We start from the raw sequence: 17255 nt of genomic DNA, 5'->3' as shown, positions 1-17255 counted from the left end.
CACATTCTGGAAGGGACGCTGAGTCTTGATGGAACCGCACGCTCGTCTCGCCCTGCTCTCCCCCACACGCCTGGCCGATGTGCGCCGGCGGATCGGCGACCACCCCGACAGGACCATCACCCGGGCCTGCGCCATCGGCCTGGCGTACTGGGCGACGGGCAACAGCCCCGAAGGCATCGACCTCACGCCCGGCACGCTCTTCGCCGACGTCCTCGCCTGGGCCGGCAACGGCGGTACGCCGCCCGGCGGCTGGGACGTCACCCCGGACGGGCGAGGCATCACCGTCCCCGACGGAATCACCCCGGAGGACGCGCAGGCAGCCCTGGACGACCTGGCCGACTTCCCCGACCGGCCGCTCGGCACCATCGGCCCCTGCGGCGTGGCGGACAGACTCCGGGTCCTGGCCGAGTGGAACGACAACCGGGCCGACCGGGACCGCCCCACCCTCGTGGACATGTTCCTCCGGCAGGCGAGCGCACGACCGGACGCCGTGGCGGTCGTCGACGAGCACCGGTCGCTGACCTACCACCAAGTAGCGCAGCTCTCCAGCCAGTTGGCGCACCACCTGCTCGGGCGCGGGCTCGGCTCCGAACAGGTCGTCGGCATCTCCCTGACCCGCTCCGCCGACATGGTCGTCGGGCTGCTCGCCGTGCTCCAGGCCGGGTGCGCCTTCGTACCGCTCGATCCGCAGTGGCCCGCGGCGCGCCGTACCGTCGTCATCGAGGACGCCCGGGTCATCGTGCAGCTGAACGCCTCGGGCGAGCACGACCCGGCCGAACCGGACGCCGTGGCCGTCGACCTCGGCGACTGGCGGTACGACGGGTACCCGAAGGACGGGACCGGCGTCACCGTCCTCGGCGACGCACTGGCCTACGTGATCTTCACATCCGGTTCGACCGGGCGGCCCAAGGGCGCGATGATCCGGCACGAGGCGATCAGCGAGCGCCTGCTGTGGCAGGTGAACGAGATCCTCGGCTTCGGCACCGACGACGCCTCCCTGTTCAAGGCGCCGCTGTCCTTCGACATCTCCATCAACGAGATCTTCCTGCCGCTCGTCTCGGGCGGCCGGCTCGTCGTACTGCGGCCCGGCGGGGAACGCGACCCGCACCACCTGCTGAGCGTCATCGCCGAACAGCGCGTCACCTTCACGTACCTGGTGTCGTCCATGCTGGACGTGCTGCTGGAGATGGCCGGCGACTCCGGTCGCCTGGACAGCCTGCGGCACGTGTGGTGCGGCGGGGAAGTGCTCACCCCCGAGCTGTACGAGCGGTTCCGCACCAAGCTCGACGACATCCCCATGTACCACGGCTACGGCCCCGCCGAGACCACCATCGGCGTCTCCCACGTCATCTACCGGGGCGCAGCGGAACGCCTGTCGACGTCCATCGGAAAGGCCAACCCCAACACCCAGCTCTACGTCCTGGACGACGAACTGCGCCCGGTCCCGGTCGGCGTCGGCGGCGAACTCTACGTCGGCGGCTTCCTCCTGGGCCGCGGCTATGTCAACGCCCCGGGCCTGACCGCCTCCCGCTTCGTCGCCAACCCTTTCGCGAACGACGGCTCCCGCCTCTACCGCACCGGCGACCTGGCCCGCTACGCCCCCGACGGGTCGCTGGACTTCCTCGGACGCGCCGACAACCAGATCAAGATCCGCGGCATGCGGCTGGAGATCGAGGACGTCGAGGCCGGCCTCGCCGAACACCCCCGGGTCCGGCACACCTGCGTCGTCGCCAGGAAGAACGCGGCCGGCGGCACCTACCTCATCGGCTACGTCATCCCGGCCGCCGGCAGCGAGGACCTGCGGGCCGACGAGGTCAAGACATGGGCGGGCGCGCACATGGTCGAGTACATGGTGCCCGCCCACGTCGTGGTGCTGGAGGAGTTTCCGCTCACCGCCAACGGCAAGCTCGACCGGAACGCCCTGCCCGAACCCACCATCGGGACGGGCGCGCTCGTCCGCCCCGCCACCGATGACGAACGGGCCGTGAGCGCCGCGGTCGCACAGGTGCTGCGCCTCGAAGAAGTCGGCGTCGACCAGGACTTCTTCCAGCTCGGCGGCGACAGCATCCTGGCGATCTCCCTGCTGAGCGCGCTGCGCGAACAGGGCCTGCACGTCACGGCACGGCAGATCTTCACCCACGGCACCGTGGGCGCGCTGGCCGCCGTCGCTAGCCGCGAGGACACCGCCCCCGTGGACCACGCCGACGTCGCCACCGGCACCGTCGTGGGCTCACCCGTCGTGCAGTGGCTCGGCGAGACCACGGACGCCGTCGACGGCTTCGTCCAGTCGGTCGTCCTGAACACCCCCGCCGAGCTGACCGGCGACGCCCTCGACGCGATCCTCACCGCCCTCCTCACCCGGCACGACATGCTCCGCGCCAAGCTGGTGCGCGGCAGCCGCTGGAGCTTCGACATCCCCGGGCCGGACCGGGCCGAGCCCAACTGGCAGCGCAGCGACCGGCCGCTCGAGGAGTGCGTCGCCCTCGCCACCGCCGGGCTGAACCCCGATGAGGGCGTCATGCTCCGGGCCGTGTGGCGCCCCGCGGCACGCCAGCTCGTCCTCGTCGCCCACCACGTGGTCGTCGACGGTGTCTCCTGGCGCGTCCTCATGGAGGACCTGGCCACCGCCTGGCGCCGGTTCACCTCCGGTGAGCCCGTCGAACTCCCCCCGGTGGGCACGTCGTTCCGACGGTGGACGCAACTGCTGGAACGCGCCGCCTTCGACGCCGACAGCTCGTACTACCGGCGCCCCCTGCCCGGCGACGACCTGCCACTGGCGCACCGCGCCCTGTCCGCCACGGACACCGTCGCCCACGAACGCCTGCGGACCGTCACGGTCGGCCCCGGCACCACCGCCGCGCTGCTGGGTGAGATCCCCGCGAAGTTCCACGCCGGCGTCAACGACGTCCTGCTCACCGCCCTCGCCGTCGCCCTCGCACGCCGGCGCCGTGACCTCGGCCAGGACCAGACCTTCGCGCACATCGAACTCGAGGGCCACGGCCGCGAGGGGCGGTTCGTGGCGGGCCCGGCCGGCTTCGAACCCGAACTGTCCCGGACGGTAGGCTGGTTCACCACCCTCTTCCCGGTCACGGTTGACCCGGGCACGGCGGCCGACCTCACCACCCCCGAGTACCTGACCGCCGCCCTCAAGAGGGTCAAGGAGGACCTCGCCCGGGTCCCGGACAACGGCGTCTCCTACGGCGCCCTGCGCTACCTCACCCACAGCGAGTTCGACGCCCCCGCACCCCAGGTGCTCTTCAACTACCTCGGCCGCTTCGCCGCCGGCGCGCCCGGCGACTGGCAACTCGCCGGCACCACCGGCCAGCTGGGCGAGAAGCGTGACCCGCGCATGCGCCTGCCCCGCGCGCTGGAGTTCAACGCGATCGCCGAACCCGCCGCCTCCGGCGCCTATGAGCTGGTCACCACCATCTCCTGGCCCGACGGCCTGTTCACCGACGCCGACATCACCGCACTCGGCGACTACTTCCTGACGGCCCTGACCGGTCTCGCCGCGCTCGACCAGGGCGGCCACTCGCCCAGTGACTTCCCCCTCGTCCCGCTCGCACAGTCCGACGTGGACGCCCTGGACGGCCCGGAGCTGCGGGACATCCTCCCGCTGACCCCGCTCCAGGAAGGCCTCTACTTCCACTCGGTTTTCGACGACGACTCGGCCGGCGCCTATGTGGAGCAGCAACTGCTCACCCTCGAGGGGGAGGTGGACGCCGACCGGCTCGCGACGGCCGCGACCCGGCTGCTCACCCTGTTCCCCAACCTGGCCGCCCGCTTCACGGCTCTCGCCGACGGCCGCGTGGTCTCCGTCCTGGAGCACGGCGCCGAAGCCCCCTTCAGCACGCTGGACCGCCCCGCCATCACCGACGAGGAGATACGCGACCTCGCCGAACGGGACCGCCGCACCGGCTTCGACCTGGCCACCGGCCCCCTCATGCGGTACACGCTCGTCCGCGCCGGCTCCGGCCGGAGCGTCCTGGTCCAGACCGTGCACCACATCATCGCCGACGGCTGGTCCGTGCCCCCGATGCTCCGCGCGCTGCTCGCCGAGTACCACGCCCCGGGCAGCGTCCACCCGGTCGGCGGCTTCGCCGACTACGTGCACTGGCTCGCCGGACGCGACGCCGACGAGAGCGACCGCGTCTGGCGCGCGGAACTCGCCGGACTGCCCGGCCCCTCACTGGTGGCCGAAGGACACACGCCCTCGGACCGGTTCGCCGACTTCGCCGTGGAACCGGAGGCCGACATCGACGCCGCCGCCCGCGAGGCCGGCGTGCCGCTGAGCGTCGCCGTGCACAGCGCCTGGGCCGTCACCCTGGGCGGCATCCTCCAGAACCGGGACGTCGTCTTCGGCTCCACGGTCTCCGGCCGCGACGCCGAGGTCCCCGGCATCGGCGACATGGTGGGCCTCTTCATCAACACCGTGCCCGTACGCGCCCGCTGGGCCCCCGGCACCACCGCGGACGACCTGCTCACCACCGTACGCGACCATCAGAGCGCCGTCCTGCCGCACCAGCACGTCTCCCTGGCGCGCATCGGCCGCCTGGCAGGCTCCGGCCCGCTCTTCGACACGCTCGTGGTGTTCGACGTGGCCACCGACGTGACCTCGCTCCGGCGCCCCGGTGACACACTGGCCATCACGGACCTCACCAACGAAGGCGCCCCGCACTACCCGCTCACGCTCGTGGTCGAACGCGCCCCCGACGGCCGCCCGCGCTTCAACCTGGTCCACGACGGCGAACTGCTCGGCGAGCCGACCGCCCGGGGCATCCTGCACACCTTCACCCGGACCCTGACCGCCCTGCTCACCCGCCCGGACGCCCGGATCGACGACCTGACGCCCGAGGGCGAGCGGCGGCCCGCGCCGGTCACCCCGACCACCCTGGGCGCCCTGTTCGACACTGCCGCCCGCCGCGACCCTGCCGCGACGGCCGTCACCCAGTGCGCCCTCGACGGCACCACCCGGTCCCTGACCTACGGCGAGCTGTCCGACGCGAAGCACGACCTGGCCGCCGTCCTGCGCGCGGCCGGAGTCGGCCCGGGCAAGCGGGTCGCCGTGGCCGTCCCGCGCTCCCTGGAACAGGTCGTCGCCCTGGTCGCGATCGTCGCCGCGGGCGGCGCGTACGTCCCACTCGACCCGGCCTATCCGGACGAGCGGCTGGAATACGTCCTCGGTGACGCGGCCCCGCAGGTCGTCCTCGTGGACCGCGACCAGCGCGACCGCTTCACGGACATCCTGGACCGGGCGGGCGTGCCGGCCCGGGTGCTGGTCCAGGGCGAGGAGCCCCCGGCCGCCCGCGCGGAGCCCCTCTCCGAGCCCGACTGGCACAGCCCCGCCTACGTCATCTACACCTCCGGGTCCACGGGCCGCCCCAAGGGCGTCGTGGTCCCGCACTCCAGCGTGGTGTCGCTGCTGGCGAACACCCGGCCGGACATGGAATTCGGCCCGCGGGACGTCTGGGTCCAGTTCCACTCCTTCTCCTTCGACTTCGCCGTCTGGGAGCTGTGGGGCGCGCTGGCGCACGGCGGTGAGCTGCTGGTGCCCGAGTACGGGCTGACGCGCTCCCCGGTCGACTTCCACCGCCTGGTCCGCGAGCGCGGTGTGACGGTGCTCAACCAGACCCCGTCCGCCTTCTACCAGTTCATCGAGGCCGACCGGCTCGCCGGCGAACCGCTGCCCGCACTGCGCCGGATCATCTTCGGCGGCGAGGCACTGGACCTCGCACGGCTGCGCGGCTGGGTGGAACGGCACGGCACGACCGCCCCCGAGCTGGTCAACATGTACGGCATCACCGAGACCACCGTCCACGTCACCCACCGGGTGCTCACCGGCGAGGACTTCGCCCCCGGCGACGACGTCAGCCCCATCGGCGGCCCGATCCCCGGCCTGGTCACCTACCTCCTCGACGACCGGCTCCGCCCGGTGCCGCCGGGCCGTGAGGGCGCCATCTACGTCGCCGGCGACCAGGTGTCGCTCGGCTACCTGGCCAGGCCCGGGCTCACGGCGGGCCGCTTCGTGGCCGATCCGTTCGCGGCCGACGGCTCCCGCATGTACCACACGGGCGACCTCGCCGTCCGCACCCTCGACGGCGAACTCGTCTTCACCGGCCGCGCCGACGACCAGGTGCAACTCAAGGGCTTCCGCATCGAGCTGGGCGAGGTGGAGTCCACGATCCGGGAACTCGACGGCGTGACCGACGTGGCGGTGACGGTGGCGGACACCGGCGACCACCTGGTCGCGCATGTGGTGGGCGACGCACCGTCCGACCTGACGGCCCGTCTGTCGTCGAGTTTGCCCGTCCACATGCTTCCGGGCCAGATCCTGACGATCGATGCCCTACCGCTGACGATCAACGGCAAGCTCGACCGGAAGGCCCTGGCCGAGCGCCCCTTCAGGGGCGCGGGGAACTGCGCGACAAGCCACAACGCACCCGCAGACGAAAGCTCCGCGGCAGCCGCACTCACCAAGATCTTCACCGAGACGCTGCCCGGCGCTTCCGTGGACGCCGACACCGACTTCTTCCGCGCCGGAGGCGACAGCATCATCGCCATCACGGTCGTGAACAGGGCCCGAACCCTCGGCCTGCCCATCGCCCCCAGGGACGTCTTCCTGCTCAAGACCCCCCGTGCCCTGGCCCAACACCTGGGCGCCAACACACCCCAGACCACTCAGGCACCCACCCACCGCGAGGACGGCCCCCTCACCCCCACCCCGATCATCCTCCGCCAACGCGAACTCGGCGGCTCCCTCACCCGCTTCGCCCAGGCCAGGACACTCCAGGCCCCTGACGGCACCGCATACGCCGACGCCGTACGCGCCGCGAACACCGTCGTCGCCACGCACCCGGCCCTCCGGCTGCGTCTCGACACCCCGCACGGCGTCTGGACCCTCCGCACCGAACCCGCCCGCGAGACGACGGTCGCACGCCCGGACACCACCGACGCGACAGCCGTCGCGAACGAGGCCGCCGGACGACTCGACCCCGAGTCGGGGGAAGTGATCGCGTTCGCGTGGCTGGAGTCGAGCCGGACCCTCGTCGTCACCGTGCACCATCTCGCCATCGACGCGGTCTCCTGGCTGATCCTGCTCGACGACCTGGCCACGGCCCTGCGCGGCGAGCCCCTCGCCCCGCCGACCACTCCGTACGCCGAGTACGCCGAAGCCCTGACGCTCCGGGCGACCCAGGACCTCGACGACCTCGACCGCTGGGTCACCTCTCTCCAGGCGCCCGAACTGCTGCCGGCCACGGGGACGTTGCGCAGGACGACAGTGGTAATCGCCCCGGACGTGAGCGAGAGCGTCACCCGCACCGCCCCCGCCGCACTCGGCGTCGGCCTCACCGAATTGCTGTGCGGCGCCCTGCGCACCGCACTGACCCGGATCCAGCCGTCGCCCACCGACCTGGCGATCGACCTGGAGCGCCACGGCCGGGTCCCGGTCGTCGAACAGCACGACTACACCCGTACGGTCGGCTGGTTCACCGCCGTCGCACCCGTACGGCTCACTCCGCACACCGACCCCGTCGCGGCCGCGCGCGAGCTCGTCGAGCGCCAGCCGGACGAGGACGGGCACACGGCCTACGGCCGGCTCAGGTACCTCAACCCGCAGACGGCCCCGCTGCTCACGGCCCGGCCGCAGGTGCTGTTCAACTACCTCGGCCGCGGCAGCGAGTCACAGACCCTGCACCTCACCGGAGGCGACCAGGGAAGCCCCTACGCCGTCGAGGTCAACGCATGGACCGACGAGGCCACCGGGAGCCTGCTCGCCGAGTTCGTCCTCGCCGAGGGCGTCCCCGACGAGCTCACCGAGCACTGGCGCGACGCGCTCCGGCACCTCGCGGACGCCGCGACGACGGCCGAGCGCACCGCCCCGGTCACCCCGCTCCAGCGCGGGTTGTTCTTCCAGGCCCAGATGGCGGGCTCGGCCGGACACTACGTCGCACAGAACTGGTTCACCTTCGACCGGCGTCTGGACACCGGCACACTGGCCGAGGCCATGGCCCATGTGATCGCACGGCACCCGGTCGTCGGGGCCGGCTTCGGCACCGACGACGACGGCAACCCGGTGCAGCTCCTCAAGGCGGGCCGCAAGGTCGACGTCCGTACCATCGCCCTGGCGACGGACGCGGAGGTCGACGCCCTGCGCGCCCGGGACCGTGACACGGGCTTCGACCCGGCTGAGCCGCCGCTGATCCGGCTGACCGTCGTGCACCTGCCCGGCGACCGGGACGGCCTGCTGCTCAGCTACCACCTGCTCCTATGGGACGGCTGGTCCCGGGAGATCGTGCTGCGGGACCTCTTCGACGCCTACCGTGCCGTCCTGGCGGGCGAGCCCGTCGATCCGGCCCCGGCCACGCCGAGCTTCGAGGAGCACGCCCGCGCGCTCGCCGCCAAGGACCCGGCGGTGTCGGAGCGCTTCTGGGCCGACCACCTGGCCGGTCTCCCCGGACCCACCCTGCTCGCCGGACCGGCTCCGTCGTTCTCGGACGACCTGCCGAAGGCCCTCGTGCACACCCTGTCCGCCGAGCAGTCCTCGCTCGTCCGGGAAGCGGCCCGGACGCACGGCGTGACCCTCAACTCGGTGCTGACCGGCGCGTTCGGCCTGCTGCTCGGCGCGCACACCGGCCGTAGCGACGCCGTGTTCGGCGTGACCGTCTCCGGCCGTGACGGCGAGGGGCTGGACGGCATCGTCGGCGTGCTGCTCAACACCGTGCCGATGTGGGCCCGGGCCCGCCCGGACGACACGGTCCGCGCCTACCTGTCGGCCGTCCAGGCGGCCCGGGTCGAGGCGATGGAGCACGAGCACCTCGGACTCGGCGAGATCCAGCGGGCCAGCGGGCACGACACCCTGTTCGACAACCTGTTCGTGCTCCAGAACTTCCTGGACATGGACGCGTTCGCCGAGATGAACGCCCGGCACGGCATCACCTCGGTCAAGGCCGACGACTCCACGCACTACCCCTTCACCTGGGTCGTCACCCCCGGCGACCGGCTCACGGTCAAGCTGGAGTACCGCGACGGTGACACGGGCAACGCCCGCCGTCTCCTGGACGACTACCTGAGCGTGCTGGAGGACGTGGCCCGGGCGACCGGGCCGGTCGGCGCGCTGCCGGGCCTCGGACCGGTGCCCGAACCGGGCGAGCGCACCGACGTCGGCACGGACACCGTCGTCGACCGCTTCGACCAGGCGGCGGACCGCGACCCGCAGCGGGTGGCACTCGTCGCCCACGGCTCGACCATGACGTTCGCCGAACTCCGTGACCGCAGCCGGGCTCTGGCGGGGGTGCTCGCCGCGCGTGGCATCGGCCCGGAGCGAACCGTGGGCCTCGCGATCCCGCGCTCCCTCGACTGGATCGCGGCGCTGTTCGCCGTCCTGCGGGTCGGTGCCGCCTACGTACCGCTGGAACTCGACCACCCGGACGAGCGGATCGCCGCCATCGTCGAGGACGCCGGGCCGGACCTGATCCTCACCGTGAGCGCCGTGGCGTCACGGCTGACCGGCGAACTGATCGAACTCGACCGGCCGCTCCCGGACGCCGAGCCGTACCGGACGTTCGCGCCGGACGACCCGGACCGGCTGCGCCACCCCGCGTACACGATCTACACCTCCGGCTCCACCGGGAAGCCCAAGGGCGTGGTGACCGAGTACGCCGGTCTCACCAACATGCTGATCAACCACCAGCGCCGGATCTTCGAGCCGGTGCTGGCCGAGCAGGGCAACCGGGTCTTCCGGATCGCCCACACCGTGTCGTTCGCGTTCGACATGTCGTGGGAGGAGCTGCTGTGGCTCGCCGACGGCCATGAAGTGCACATCTGCGACGAGGAGTTGCGCCGGGACGCGCCCCGGCTGACGGAGTACTGCCTGGAGCACGGGATCGACGTGGTCAACGTGACCCCGACCTACGCGCAGCAACTGGTGGCCGAGGGCCTGCTGGACGACCCGGCACGGCGGCCCGCGCTGGTGCTGCTGGGCGGCGAGGCCGTCACCCCGTCGCTGTGGCAGCGGCTCGCCGGGACCGAGGGCACGGTCGGCTACAACCTGTACGGGCCCACCGAGTACACCATCAACACCCTGGGCGTGGGCACCTTCGACTGCGCGGATCCGGTGGTGGGCGTCGCCATCGACAACACGGACGTGTACGTCCTCGACCCCTGGCTCAGACCGCTTCCTGACGGTGTGCCCGGTGAGCTGTACGTGTCCGGCATCGGCATCGCGCGCGGCTACCTGGGACAGCCGGGCCAGACCGCGCACCGCTTCGTCGCCTGCCCGTTCGGTGAGCCCGGCACGCGCATGTACCGCACCGGCGACCTGGTGGTCCGCCGGCCTGACGGCAATCTGATGTACCTGGGCCGCACCGACCAGCAGGTCAAGATCCGCGGCCACCGCGTCGAACTCGGCGAGGTGGAGGCCGTGTTCGCGGCGCACCCGGCGGTGCGGTTCGTCGCCGCGGTCGCCCAGCCCGACCCCCAGGTGGACGGCGCCCACCGGCTGGCCGCCTACCTGGTCCTGGACGGCGCGGACCTGGCGGCCGTCGCCGCCGAAGTGGGTGCCGGACTGCCGGACTTCCTGCGGCCCACGCACTACGCGCAGGTCGACGGCATCCCGCTGACGGTGAACGGGAAGGTCGACACCAAAGCCCTGCCCGAGGCCAAGCCGCTGGGCGCGCTGACCACGGCGGGGGAGCGGGGCCCCGAGACCGAGACCGAGACCGTGGTGTGCGAGTACTTCGCCGAGGCACTGGATCTGGACGACGACGAGGTGAGCGCGGTGAGCGACTTCGTGTCCCTGGGCGGACACTCCATGCTGGCGGTACGGCTGATCGGACTGCTGCGCCGCGAGTACGGTCCTGTGATCACCATCCGCGATCTGTTCACCCTGCGAACCCCGGAAGCGATTGCCCGCCACCTCGATGACAACTGACACGCAGCGGCCCCGCCGAGGGTCCGCCATCCTCCGGACCGCCCTGCGCCGCAACCTCGGCGCCATGGCCTGGGGCACCCTCCTCATGGGCCTCTACCAGGCCGGGGAGACGGCCTTCCCCATCGCGCTCGGCCTGATCGTCGAGCACACGATGCGGGACGGCCGCAGCCTCCAGGCGCTCGCCCTGTCGATCGCCGCGCTGGCGGTGATCATCACGACGGTGTCGCTGTCGTGGCGGTTCGGCATGCGGATCCTGCAGAAGGCCAACACGACCGAGGCGCACCGCTGGCGGGTGAAGGTCGCCGCCTGCGGCCTTCAGCCCGTGGCCCGGGACGTCGACCTCAAGTCCGGCGAAGTGCTGACCATCGCCACCGAGGACGCCGACCAGACCGCCGACATCATCGAGGTGGTGCCGCTGCTGATCAGCTCGCTGGTGGCGGTGCTGGTCGCGGCGGTCGCCCTGGGCCTGGCGGACGTCCGGCTCGGCCTGCTGGTGATCGTGGGCACCGTGGCGATCCTGTCGGTCCTCAGCGTGATGTCCAAGCGGATCGGCAGCAGCACCCAGGAGCAGCAGGCCCGGGTGGCGCGGGCGGGCGCGAAGGTCGCGGACCTGATCACCGGCCTGCGCCCGCTGCACGGCTTCGGCGGCAACCATGCGGCGTTCCGGTCCTACCGGCAGGTCAGCACCGAGGCGAGGCACCAGTCGATCACCGTCGCCAAGGTCAACGGCGTCTACGCGGGCACCGCGCTGGCCCTCAACGCGGTCCTCGCCGGCGCCGTGACCCTGACGGCCGGCCTGCTGGCGTTCGAGGGCCGCATCACCATCGGCGAGCTGGTCATGGCCGTGGGACTGGCGCAGTTCATCATGGAACCGCTCAAGCTGTTCTCGGAGATGCCCAAGTACGTGATGATCGCGCGGGCCTCGGCCGAGCGGATGGCGCTGGTGCTGTCGGCCCCGCCCGTCATGACGCCGGGCTCCGAACGCCCCGCCCCGGGCGGTGACCTGGAGCTCGACTGCATCCGCCACGGCACCCTCACCGACCTGAAGTTCCAGGTGAAGGCGGGCGAGTTCGTCGCCATCGCCGCCTACCGGCCCCGCGCCGCCGCCGACCTGGCGGCCGTGCTGGCGGTGCGGGTCCCACCCGCCGCGTACGAGGGCACGGTCCGGATCAGCGGCCGCGAACTGGCGGATCTGTCCGTCGAGGCGGTCCGCGAGCACATGCTGGTCAACCCGTACGACGGGGAGGTCTTCGCGGGCACCCTCCGCACGAACATCGACCCGTCGGGCACCAGCCGTACCGTCCCCGAAGCCGTCGAGGCATCCCTGCTGACCGATGTCGTCGCCCTGCACCGCGAGGGCCTCGACTACGGCGTCCGCGACCGGGGCGCCAACCTCTCGGGAGGCCAGCGCCAGCGACTCTCCCTGGCCCGAGCCCTGGCCGCCGACACGGACGTCCTCGTCCTGCACGATCCGACGACGGCCGTTGACGCGGTCACCGAGCAGCTCATCGCCCGCAACGTGGCGAAGCTGCGCCGGGGCCGCACCACGATCGTCATCACCAGCAGCCCGGCGTTCCTGGACGCCGCGGACCGCGTCCTGGTCCTGGCCGACGGCACGATCACGGCGGACGACACCCACCGCAATCTGCTGGCGACCGACGAGGCCTACTGCCTGGCGGTCGCACGGTGACGCTTCCAAGGGCCCGTGGGAAACGCCGCCAGGGGCGCGGGGAACTGCGCGCCCCGCCCGGGCGTACCCGCACTCGACAAGGGCGCCACACGCGAAGCGCAGGGCCCAAGTGCGACTTGTCATGGGCCCGGAGGAGAGGCCTCAAGGGGCGCGGGGAACTGCGCGCCCCGCCCCGGCGTACCCGCACACCACAACGGCGCTACGCGCGAAGCGCCCAGCCGACATCCCTGAGCAGCGCATGACGCCACCCCGCCCGGTCATGCTCCGACGCGGACCGGGACACCCGCACGGCCGCACCCGCCTGCTCGGCCAAGCTCTCCACCAGGCCGCAGTGGGGCAGCATCCGCGTCTCGTGTTCCCCCACGTCGAACGCGACGCGCAACCCTGACAGATCAGCACCCTCCCGCAGCCGGTCGGCGATCGCGCCACCGACCGGCCCACCCAGTGGATCGGACGACGTCGAAGCATCCCGCGTCCACCAGAACGACCCCGACTGGCAGGCGACCCGCGACACCAGCCCGGGGAACTCCAGCGCCGCGTACACCGCACTCAGCCCGCCGAGACTCTGCCCGGCGACCACCAGCCGCTCCGGGTCGGCCGGCACCTCCGACTCCGCCACCAGCGGCAGCAGTTCGTCGCGCACGGCCTCCCACAGCTCGGGCCGGCACGTGAACTCGGCAGCCCGGTCCTTCGCCGGCAGGAACACCAGCGTGACCGGCGGCAGCTCACCCGCCGCCACGGCCGAGTCGAACGCGGTCACGGCCGGATGCAGATACAGCCAGTCGTCCCCGTCGAGCAGCAGCACCACCGGTCCGCCACCCCCCGCCGGATGGATCCGCACCGTACGCCGCCCACCCAGCCGCTCACTCGCCCAGCGGAGCCGTGCCCGCGGCACGGGCAGCACCGCATCGGCTCCGAGGAGGGGCCAGTGCGGCTGCTCCGGGGCGTCCGGGGTCGCCGCGACGGACCGGTCACCGCCCGCGCCGTCCGGGTTGAACGGATCGGCATACGACGCCTCTCCCGCGACGAACCGGTACGTCACCCGCAGCCGCGCGGGCAGGCGCACCTCGGCGTACCAGCAGTCCGAGCAGGCCCAGCGCCGCAGCGGCACCGGCTCCGACCAGCTCTCGAACTCGACGGTGACCGGCGACGGGCCGCGCCACAGGAACAGCGTCCGCCAGCCGCCCGCACCGTCCGGCACCGACGCGGGCGCTCCCACCCCGGCCCAGAATCCGTTCGTGCCGGGCGTCCCGGACCACCCGAACCCGGTGAACACGTCCTCCCCGCCGGCCGCGGCCACGTGCATGAACGTCTCCTTGTGAGAGGGAAGGGCCAAAGGCTAGGCTCCGTCAATTAGGCGAGCCTAACCTAATCTTGGCCCTCCGAGGAGGCAGTACGCATGAGCACCAACCCCTTCGACGACAACGAAGGCCGTTTCCTGGTCCTGGTGAACGACGAGGGCCAGCACTCCCTCTGGCCGTCCTTCGCCGACGTGCCCGGGGGGTGGACGATCGCCTTCGCCGAGAACACCCGCGAGGCCTGCCTGGAGTACGTCGAGACCCACTGGACGGACCTGCGCCCCCGGTCCCTTGCCACGGCCCAGGACGCCTGATCCGCCGATGCTGTGCACCAGGCTGACCAATGCCCGTTTCCTCACCATGGATCCGGGCCATCCGGTCGCGCACGACCTGGGCATATGGCAGGGCCGGATCGCAGGCCTGGACGAGGCCGCGACCTCCCTGCCCGCCCGGGAGGTCGTCGACCTCCAGGGCGCCACGGTGCTGCCGGGGTTCATCGACGCCCATGTCCACCTCGCCTGGACGGGGTACAAGCAGAACACCCCGAACATCGCCGGCCTGACCCGCGTCGACGACGTGCTCGCCGTCGTGGCCGAGGCCGTCGCCCACACCCGCGCACCCGGCGACTGGGTGAGCATCGCCGGCTACGACCAGCGGGCGCTGGGCCGCCACCTGACGGCCCCCGACCTGGACCGGGTCAGTGCGGGACGCAAGCTCTACCTGCTCCACGACTCCGGCCACGGCTGCGTGGTCAACACCCCGGTGCTGGACCTGCTGCCCACCGGCACCCCGCACGACAACGGCTTCCTCGCCGAGCGGGCCATGGGCGCCGCCCGCGCCCTGCGGCTTCCGTACTCCCAGGAGGACCTGGCCGAGGCCATCGGCCGCGCGGCCCGCACCTGCCTCGCCGAAGGCGTCACCGCCTGCGCCGAAGCGGGTATCGGCGGCGCTCTCTTCGGCCACAGTCCCGTCGAACTCGGCGCGTACCAACTCGCCCGCGACAAGGACCTGTTGCCGCTGCGCGTACAGCTCATGGTGTCGGCAGACCGGCTGCGCCCGGTCGCCGCGCACCGAGCCGACGGCATCCCGCGCGCCCTCGACCTCGGCCTGCGCACCGGGTTCGGCGACGACCGGCTCCGCGTGGGCGCGCTGAAGATCTGGACCGACGGCGGAATGATGGCCCGTACGGCCGCACTCACCAGCCCCTACGAAGGGCTCGACCACGCCGGGCAGCTGCAGGACGACCCTGAGGTCCTCACGCAGCTGATCGTGGACGGGCACCTGGGCGGCTGGCAGCTCGCCGTGCACGCGATCGGTGACCGGGCGGCCGACCTCGCCCTGGACGCGATCGAGCGCGCCCGGCGTCTGCGGCCCCGCCCCGATGCACGCCACCGCATCGAACACGCCGGGCTGATCCGCCCCGACCAGCTGCCGCGCCTCGCGCGACTCGGTGTCAGCGCGGTCGTCCAGCCCGCCTTCCTGCGGTACTTCGGCGACGACTACGCCTCGGTCATGGGTGCGGAGAGGGCGCCCTGGATGTACCGGGGCAGGGCCTTCCTGGACCACGGCATCCCCCTGGTCGGCAGCTCCGACCGGCCGGTCGCCGACGGATCGCCCCTGCGCGCCGTCCAGTTCATGGTCGAACGTGCTTCCGCCTCCGGGCGGCTCATCGGTCCGGGCGAGGCCGTCACCGTCGACGAGGCCCTGCACGCGTACACCGTGGCCGGCGCCCACGCCTGCCACTGGGAGGACCGTCTGGGCAGCCTCACCCCGGGCAAACTCGCCGACCTGGTCGTCCTCGCCGACGACCCCCGGCGGGTCGACACCTCGCGCATCGGCGACATCGAGGTCGTTCAGGCGTACCTGGACGGCCGCCCGGTCCGTCCGCGCGGCTGACCCCCGGTCCGACACCTGAGGGAAGGAACCCCTTGTCCACGGCCATGCCGCGCCCCGCCGCGCTGCCGCACGCCCGTGTCGCACCGGCACCCCCCGTGCGCACCGCCCGTCCGGACGAGGCCGCCGCCCTGGCCGCCCTGTCCGGCCCCTTCGTACGCTCGGGCGCGCTGCGCGACCGCCCCGTCTCCCTCTACACCGCCCGGGCGGCCGACTTCCTGGTGCTCGAAGCCGCCGACGGCACAGTCGACGGCTGCGTGGGCCTGCGCGCGTATCCCGGGGGCGCGGGACGCGGCGCATGCGAACGCCCGGGCGTCGTCTACAACTTCTGCGTGGCGGAGCACCGGCAGGGGAGCGGGGCGGGAGCGAGTCTCTTACGCGCCGTGCTGGCCACCGCACGGGCCCACTCGCTCGACGCCCTGTTCACGGCGACCACCACGAGTGCCGGACTGTTCCTGCGCTACGGGTTCACGCGCACGACGGCTCGTCAGGCGCCGCGCACCTGGGCGGAGTCCCTCGATCCGCGGCGCGGTGCGCAGGTCCTGATCAGGACGTGGTGACCACGTCGGGCACCACCGTGGTACCCGGTCCCGTCCCGGTGAGCGCACTGCGCAGCACCGCGTGCGGCACACGCCCGTCCACCACGTGCGCCGCGCGCACCCCGCCGCGGACGGCCCGCAGACAGCCCTCCATCTTCGGCACCATCCCGCCGGCCAGCCCGGGCAGCAGACCGTCCAGGGCACGGGCCGTCAGCCGGCCGATCACCTCGGTGCTGCGCGGCCAGTCCGCGTACAGCCCCGCCACGTCGGTCAGCATCACCAGCCGCTCGGCGCCGAGGGCCACGGCGAGGGCCGCGGCCGCCAGGTCCGCGTTCACGTTGTAGACCTGTCCGTCCGCGCCGCGTGCGACGGGGGAGACGACGGGAATGTGCCCCTGTTCCACCAGGGCGCGCACCATGGCCGGATTGACGTCCACCACGTCACCGACGAGACCGATGTCCACCGCCCTGCCGTCCACCCGGGCCGTCCGCCGCACGGCGGTCATCGTGTGCGCGTCCTCCCCCGTGAGACCCACCGCGTAGGGGCCGTGGGCGTTGATGTGACCGACCAGCTCCCGCTGGACGCGCCCCGTCAGCACCATGCGCACCACGTCCATGGTTTCGGGTGTGGTCACCCGCAGCCCCGCCTCGAAGCGGCTCTCCAGGCCGAGCCGGTCCAGCATCGCGCTGATCTGCGGCCCGCCGCCGTGCACGACGACCGGACGCAGGCCCGCGTGCCACAGCTCCACGACGTCCCGGGCGAAGGTCAGTTGGAGATCCGCGTCCACCATGGCGTTGCCGCCGAACTTCACGACGACGACCTGTCCCCGTCGCTCCTCGGGAGAGAGAAGTGCCGGGGCGGACGGATCCCCTTCTCGGGGGGCGGTCACGGTCACGCGGTCACTC

The 17255-nt window shown here is 72.5% G+C and carries 7 protein-coding genes; 5 read left to right on the top strand and 2 right to left on the bottom strand.

The window, feature by feature from the left end; all coding sequences use genetic code 11:
• Positions 1-25: 25 nt before the first annotated feature.
• A complete protein-coding gene (locus ACIQU3_RS05200; RefSeq protein ID WP_403923403.1) occupies positions 26-10930 on the top strand; it encodes an amino acid adenylation domain-containing protein in 10905 nt (3634 codons plus the stop codon).
• Positions 10920-12620: an ABC transporter ATP-binding protein gene (locus ACIQU3_RS05195; protein ID WP_403923401.1), complete on the top strand. Its 1701-nt coding sequence runs from the start codon at positions 10920-10922 to the stop codon at positions 12618-12620. The genes ACIQU3_RS05200 and ACIQU3_RS05195 overlap by 11 nt, the downstream gene beginning before the upstream one ends.
• Positions 12621-12819: 199 nt before the next feature.
• Here the strand turns inward: ACIQU3_RS05195 and ACIQU3_RS05190 are convergent, their stop codons facing one another.
• Positions 12820-13926: an alpha/beta hydrolase-fold protein gene (locus ACIQU3_RS05190; protein ID WP_403923400.1), complete on the bottom strand. Its 1107-nt coding sequence runs from the start codon at positions 13924-13926 to the stop codon at positions 12820-12822.
• A 93-nt stretch (positions 13927-14019) separates the two neighbouring features.
• Between ACIQU3_RS05190 and ACIQU3_RS05185 the strand changes: the two genes are divergently transcribed.
• The 3 genes from ACIQU3_RS05185 to ACIQU3_RS05175 are packed head-to-tail and all read left to right on the top strand — an operon-like array spanning position 14020 to position 16371.
• Positions 14020-14232 carry an MbtH family protein gene (locus ACIQU3_RS05185; RefSeq protein WP_403727459.1) on the top strand — a complete coding sequence of 71 codons (213 nt, stop codon included), beginning with the start codon at positions 14020-14022 and terminating at the stop codon, positions 14230-14232.
• Between the two features lie 7 nt (positions 14233-14239).
• Complete coding sequence (locus ACIQU3_RS05180; RefSeq protein WP_403923398.1) at positions 14240-15814, top strand: amidohydrolase; 1575 nt, start codon at positions 14240-14242, stop codon at positions 15812-15814.
• Between the two features lie 32 nt (positions 15815-15846).
• Positions 15847-16371, top strand: a complete 525-nt coding sequence (locus tag ACIQU3_RS05175) for a GNAT family N-acetyltransferase (protein WP_403727464.1) — start codon at positions 15847-15849, stop codon at positions 16369-16371.
• Here the strand turns inward: ACIQU3_RS05175 and argB are convergent.
• A complete protein-coding gene (gene argB / locus ACIQU3_RS05170; RefSeq protein WP_403728258.1) occupies positions 16358-17140 on the bottom strand; it encodes an acetylglutamate kinase in 783 nt (260 codons plus the stop codon). The two genes, ACIQU3_RS05175 and argB, sit on opposite strands and share 14 nt — an antisense overlap.
• Positions 17141-17255: the final 115 nt, after the last annotated feature.

This window comes from Streptomyces sp. NPDC101110 (assembly GCF_044759525.1).
Taxonomy (GTDB): Bacteria; Actinomycetota; Actinomycetes; order Streptomycetales; family Streptomycetaceae; genus Streptomyces.
Note: the sequence above shows the minus strand (reverse complement) of the source record. Positions and strands in the feature narration are given on the sequence as shown.

Bases quoted from the DNA above. Each gene is read 5' to 3' on its own strand.
- ACIQU3_RS05195 (WP_403923401.1), top strand. From the start codon at position 10,920: ATGACAACTGACACGCAGCGGCCCCGCCGAGGGTCCGCCATCCTCCGG.
- ACIQU3_RS05190 (WP_403923400.1), bottom strand. From the start codon at position 13,926: ATGCACGTGGCCGCGGCCGGCGGGGAGGACGTGTTCACCGGGTTCGGG.
- ACIQU3_RS05185 (WP_403727459.1), top strand. From the start codon at position 14,020: ATGAGCACCAACCCCTTCGACGACAACGAAGGCCGTTTCCTGGTCCTG.
- ACIQU3_RS05180 (WP_403923398.1), top strand. From the start codon at position 14,240: ATGCTGTGCACCAGGCTGACCAATGCCCGTTTCCTCACCATGGATCCG.
- argB (WP_403728258.1), bottom strand. From the start codon at position 17,140: ATGGTGGACGCGGATCTCCAACTGACCTTCGCCCGGGACGTCGTGGAG.